This is a genomic window from Cellulomonas bogoriensis 69B4 = DSM 16987 (assembly GCF_000767165.1).
Classification (GTDB): Bacteria; Actinomycetota; Actinomycetes; order Actinomycetales; family Cellulomonadaceae; genus Actinotalea; species Actinotalea bogoriensis.
On sequence record NZ_AXCZ01000190.1, the window covers coordinates 1 to 4,864 of the forward strand.

Annotated in this window: 7 protein-coding genes; 4 read left to right on the forward strand and 3 right to left on the reverse strand. The window is 73.9% G+C overall.

Going from position 1 to position 4,864, the window contains the following annotated elements:
• The 3 genes from N869_RS12865 to N869_RS12875 all read left to right on the forward strand — a co-directional run.
• Window positions 1–398: SSI family serine proteinase inhibitor (locus N869_RS12865; protein WP_232229730.1), on the forward strand; the 398-nt coding region annotated here is incomplete at its 5' end.
• Window positions 399–407: 9 nt separating this feature from the next.
• Complete coding sequence (locus N869_RS12870) at window positions 408–1,421, forward strand: ABC transporter ATP-binding protein (RefSeq protein ID WP_035062272.1); 1,014 nt, start codon at window positions 408–410, stop codon at window positions 1,419–1,421.
• The gene (locus N869_RS12875) at window positions 1,418–2,593 is read left to right on the forward strand and encodes an ABC transporter permease (RefSeq protein ID WP_052105528.1); all 1,176 of its coding nucleotides are present in this window, start codon (window positions 1,418–1,420) and stop codon (window positions 2,591–2,593) included. Before N869_RS12870 ends, N869_RS12875 begins: the two co-directional genes overlap by 4 nt.
• Window positions 2,594–2,619: 26 nt before the next feature.
• On the opposite strand, the gene N869_RS12880 is transcribed toward N869_RS12875, so the two are convergent.
• Both N869_RS12880 and recR read right to left on the reverse strand, forming a co-directional pair.
• Complete coding sequence (locus tag N869_RS12880) at window positions 2,620–3,327, reverse strand: DUF5063 domain-containing protein (RefSeq protein WP_408606365.1); 708 nt, start codon at window positions 3,325–3,327, stop codon at window positions 2,620–2,622.
• Window positions 3,269–3,868 (reverse strand): recombination mediator RecR, encoded by a 600-nt coding sequence (gene recR / locus N869_RS12885; RefSeq protein WP_035062273.1) that lies wholly within the window; start codon window positions 3,866–3,868, stop codon window positions 3,269–3,271. Before recR ends, N869_RS12880 begins: the two co-directional genes overlap by 59 nt.
• A gap of 103 nt (window positions 3,869–3,971) precedes the next feature.
• On the opposite strand from recR, the gene N869_RS12890 reads away from it, so the two are divergent.
• Complete coding sequence (locus N869_RS12890; protein WP_052105529.1) at window positions 3,972–4,586, forward strand: GNAT family N-acetyltransferase; 615 nt, start codon at window positions 3,972–3,974, stop codon at window positions 4,584–4,586.
• 6 nt (window positions 4,587–4,592) lie between these two features.
• Here the strand turns inward: N869_RS12890 and N869_RS17885 are convergent.
• Window positions 4,593–4,864: hypothetical protein (locus N869_RS17885; RefSeq protein ID WP_035062274.1), on the reverse strand; the 272-nt coding region annotated here is incomplete at its 5' end.

The following is a 4,864-nucleotide window of genomic DNA, read 5'->3' on the forward strand; positions in this document are numbered from 1 at the left end:
CCCCCGGCGCCGACGGGGACGCCCCCGACCCCACCGTCGAGCCGACCGACCCCGACGACGCCCCCGCCGACGGCGAGACGTCCCTGACGATCACCGTCGACCCCACCGGCGAGGGCGCCACCACCACCTGGACCCTGACCTGCGACCCCCCCGGCGGGGACCACCCCGACCCCGAGGCCGCGTGCGCCCAGCTCGCCCAGGTCGGGACCGAAGGCCTGGCGCCCGTGCCCGCCGACGCGATGTGCACCCAGCAGTGGGGCGGGCCCCAGACGGCCACCGTCACCGGCACCCTGGACGGCACCGCCGTCGACGCCACGTTCCGCTACACCGACGGGTGCGAGATCCACCGCTGGGACGCGCTCTCGGCAGTGCTGGGCAACGCCGACGGCCTCCTCTAGGTTCAGCACATGTCGATCACCGCGCAGGGCGTGCGGCGACACTTCGGGAACGTCCGCGCGGTCGACGGCATCGACCTCGACGCACGGCCCGGAGCCGTCACCGCACTCATCGGACCCAACGGGTCCGGCAAGACGACGCTGCTGCTCGTCCTCGCCGGCCTGCTCGCCCCCGACGCCGGCACCGTCCGGATCGCGGGCCACGACCCGGCCGCCGGTCCCGGTGCCCGGGCCGTCACCGGGTGGATGCCCGACGCGTTCGGCACCTGGGACTCCCTGACCGCACGTGAGGTTCTCACCACCGTGGGCGCCGCGTACCGGCTGTCGCCCTACGCCGCTCGGAGCCGGGCCGCCGAGCTGCTGGAGCTGGTGCACCTGGCCGACCTGGCCGACCGGCCCGCGCACGTGCTGTCCCGCGGGCAGAAGCAGCGGCTGGGCCTGGCCCGCGCCCTGGTCCACGACCCCCAGGTGCTGCTGCTGGACGAGCCCGCGTCGGGGCTGGACCCGCGGTCGCGGGTGGACCTGAGAGTCCTCGTGCGCCGCCTGGCTGCGCAGGGCAAGACCGTCCTGGTGTCCAGCCACGTGCTGGTCGAGCTGGACGAGATGGCCGACGAAGCCGTGTTCCTCTCGGGCGGGCGCAGCGTCGCCACCGAGAGCAGGTCCACGGCCGGCGCCGCCCGCCGCCCGTGGCGCATCCGGTCCCTGTCGCTGCCCGCCCTCGTCACCCACCTGGACACGGTGGGGGTCCCCTGGCGCGCCGACGACGACACCGCGGGTGCCCGGCGGCCCGGCGGAACCCTCACCCCCGCCGAGGCCGCCTCGGTGGTCCCCGAGGTGGAGTTCGCGCCACCGGCCGACTCCGGCGCCGAACGACCCGGCAGCGTCGTGGTGGACCTCGACGGCGAGACCGAGGCCGCCCAGCTGCTGCGCACCGCCGTCGCCGCCGAGGTGCCGGTCACGTCCCTGGCGCCGGCGTCCGGGGCCCTGGAGTCCGCGTACCTGGCCCTGGAGGAAGAACGCCGATGAGCACCGGACCGACCAGCGACCCGGCACCCGGGACCCTCGTCACCGACCCCGCCCCCACCCCACCCGCGCCCGGCACCTGGGGCCTGACCTGGCACGGTGTGCGCACCGTCGCCACCCTCGAGCTGCGGCAGCGCATCCGCTCGACCCGGTGGATCGTCAGCCTGGTGGTGTTCGGTCTGCTGGTGGGGGGCGTGACGACCCTGACGTACCTCGTCGCGATCAGCGCGGGCCCCGCCGTCCTGCACGCCGGTCAGATGATGTTCGGGTTCATCGTGTTCTTCGTCCTGTTCCTCGGGCTGCTCGTCTCACCGACCCTCTCGGCCACAGCGATCAACGGGGACCGGAACGCCGGGACGCTCGCCACCCTGCAGGTCACGTTGCTGAGCGCGGCAGAGATCGTCGTCGGCAAGCTCGTCGCCTCCTGGGTCGCGTCCCTGGCGTTCCTGGCGGTGTCGGTGCCGTTCCTGCTGTGGGCGTTCCTCATGGGCGACACCCCTGTGGTCGCCGTGCTGGTGACCCTGCTGCTGCTCGCCGTGACCCTGGCGGTGGTCTGCGCCGTCGGGCTCGGGTTCTCTGCGCTCACGGCCCGCACCGCGGGCTCGGCCGTCCTGACCTACGTGACCGTGGCCAGCCTCACCGCCCTGTCGCTGGTGGTGTTCGGGCTCACGTTGGGACTGGTCAGCGGCAGCGAGACGCGCCAGGTCTACCGCGAGAACCCGCAGACCGCCTACGAGTGGCAGGACGCCGACGGGACGTGGCACTACGAGCACGGGGAGTGCACCCTGCGCGAGGAGACCCGGTGGGTCTCCCACACCGACCGGACGTGGTGGCTGCTCGCCATCAACCCGTTCGTCGTGGTCGCCGACGCGATGCCCTCCGCGTCGTCCGACGACGGCTTCATTGGCCCCAGAGACCCGATGTCACTGATCCGCTACGGCGTGCGCGTCGCCCGCCTCGGCCCTGCGGACGTCGAGGTCGAGTGGGGGTGCGACGACGGGTCCGAGATCGCCGAGGCGAACGCCCGCGACTACGAGGACGTCGACGCCCTCAGCCCCGCGTGGCCGTGGGGCCTGGGCGCCCACCTGCTGCTCGGGCTGGGTTCCGTGGCGTTCGCGATCCGGCGGCTCGGCATCCCCCAGCGGCGCCTGCCCAAGGGCACCCGGGTCGCCTGACCGCGGGGTACGGCCCGGCCGGTCCCTCAGGGGTGCAGCGCCTGGAACTCCGCGTCGGCGGCGACCTCGTCGTCCACGTCCAGTCGCACGTGCGCCAGCACCGTCTGCAGCACCCGCAGCACCGCCGAGGCCCGCTCACCCCAGTTGGACAGGTAGGAGAACTGCCACCACCACAGCGCCTCCAGCACCCGGCCGGCCTCGTAGTGGCGCCAGCCCTGGTCCAGCGCACCGACCATCAGCACCAGGTCGGAGGACAACGACGACGTCACGACGTCCGCCCCCAGGACCGGGTCGTCGACCTCGGTGTAGTCGTCGATCCCCTCCAGGACGTTGCCCAGGGCCGCCCGCAACGGGTCCAGGTCCGCGTCGGGCCCCGTGTCGGGCTCGAAACGCTCCGGCGGCACCACGTCGACCATCGCTCCCAGACGCGCGCCGGCGGCCAGGACGTCGGACACCGCGAGCAGGAGCAACGGGATCGCGGCATCCGGGTTGGTGCCCGCCGCGACCTCCGTGACCGTCGTCATGAAGGCCCGGGTCTCGTCCGCGACCGTGTCGGCGACCTCGCGGAGATCCGCGGGGGCCGCCGTCGGGTGCGGTGCGTCGTGCTGCGTGGGGACCTCCGGCTCGTCGGCCCCCCGCGCCGCAGTGTCAGCAGTGTCAGGTGTGTCAGGTGTGTCAGGCACTGATCTGCCTCCGTCCCTCGAAGGCCCGCCCCAGCGTGACCTCATCGGCATACTCCAGGTCTCCCCCGACCGGCAGGCCCGAGGCCAACCGGGTGACCCGCAGCCCCATGGGGACCAGGAGCCGGGCGAGGTAGGTCGAGGTCGCTTCGCCCTCGACGTTCGGGTCGGTCGCGAGGATCACCTCGGTCACCGTCCCGTCGGCCAACCGGCCCATCAGCTCGGAGATCCGCAGGTCGTCCGGGCCCACGTTGTCGATCGGGTTGATGGCCCCGCCGAGCACGTGGTACCTGCCCCGGAACTCCCGCGTCCGCTCGATCGCGACCACGTCCTTGGGCTCCTCGACCACGCAGATGACGCTCGGTACCCGGCGCGGGTCACGGCACACCCGGCACAGCTCCTCCTGGGAGACGTTGCCGCACACGGTGCAGAACTGGACCCGGGCCTTGACCTCGACCAGGGCGTCGGCCAGGCGACGGACGTCCGCCGGGTCGGCCGCGAGCAGGTGGAACGCGATGCGCTGCGCGCTCTTGGGACCGACCCCGGGCAACCGCCCGAGCTCGTCGATCAGGTCCTGGACCGCACCCTCGTACACCCCCTCAGCCTAGGGGGTGCACGACGCCGGGACGGCCCCGTTCCCGCGCGGTGCACACGCCGGTCGAACGGTGTCGCGCGGGGGGCGCGTACGCTGACCACGCATGGGAGCAGATGTCCGGAAGGTCCGCACCCTGCTGGCTCGCGCGTTCCACGACGACCCCCTCATGGAGTGGGTGTTCCCCGACGCGGCCACCCGACCGGACGCCGTCGCGGCATGGCTCGGCCTGTTCGTGGAGCACGACCAGGCGGTCGGCGAGGTCGAGGTGCTGCGGGGAGAGGGACCCGGCGCCCCCGTCCAGGCCGTCGCCGTGTGGCGACCCTCGACCGGCGCGCCCGCCACCGGGACGCTGCCCACCATCGGCGGGCTGCTCACGCTCCTGATCGGGCCCGAGCGCACGGTCGAGGTCGCCCACGGGTTACGGGCGATCCACGAGCTGGCCCCCACCCAACCCCACACCTACCTGCACTTCCTGGCGGTGGACCCCGAGCTGCAGGGCCGTGGCCTGGGCCGGCGGGTGATGGCGCGAGGCCTGCGCCGGTCGCTGGACGCCGGCACGGGCGTGCACCTGGAGACCACCAACCCCCGCGCACTGACCTTCTACCACCGCCTCGGGTTCCAGATCACCGGGCAACGGCAGGTCAACGCCCCGGGCCGGCCGGGACCCACCATGTGGGCGATGTGGGCACGGCCCCCGCGCCAGCACCGGGACGGCTGAGTCACCTCAGGTGACGTCCTCGACGACCTCCTCCACCACCACGCCGCCGAGCAGCTGAGCCACGAGGGGCACCCCGACCAACCCGGACGCCACCAGGTCGGGGTCGTCGGGGTCGGTGTCGTCGCCGTCCTCGTACGCGGCCCTCGCAGCCGGCGCCGGGTCGGACCGGCTCGCACCCCGGGGCCCGCGGGACGAGGCACGGGAAGGGGTCGCGGGCAGAGCACGGTCGCGGGACGGACGGTCCGGGGCGCCGCCGGGTGCGGAGTCTGCCGGTGGCT

Excerpts from the sequence above, each read along its gene's own strand:
- N869_RS12870 (WP_035062272.1), top strand. The coding sequence starts at position 408 with ATGTCGATCACCGCGCAGGGCGTGCGGCGACACTTCGGGAACGTCCGC.
- N869_RS12875 (WP_052105528.1), top strand. The coding sequence starts at position 1,418 with ATGAGCACCGGACCGACCAGCGACCCGGCACCCGGGACCCTCGTCACC.
- N869_RS12880 (WP_408606365.1), bottom strand. The coding sequence starts at position 3,327 with ATGCCGATGAGGTCACGCTGGGGCGGGCCTTCGAGGGACGGAGGCAGA.
- N869_RS12890 (WP_052105529.1), top strand. The coding sequence starts at position 3,972 with ATGGGAGCAGATGTCCGGAAGGTCCGCACCCTGCTGGCTCGCGCGTTC.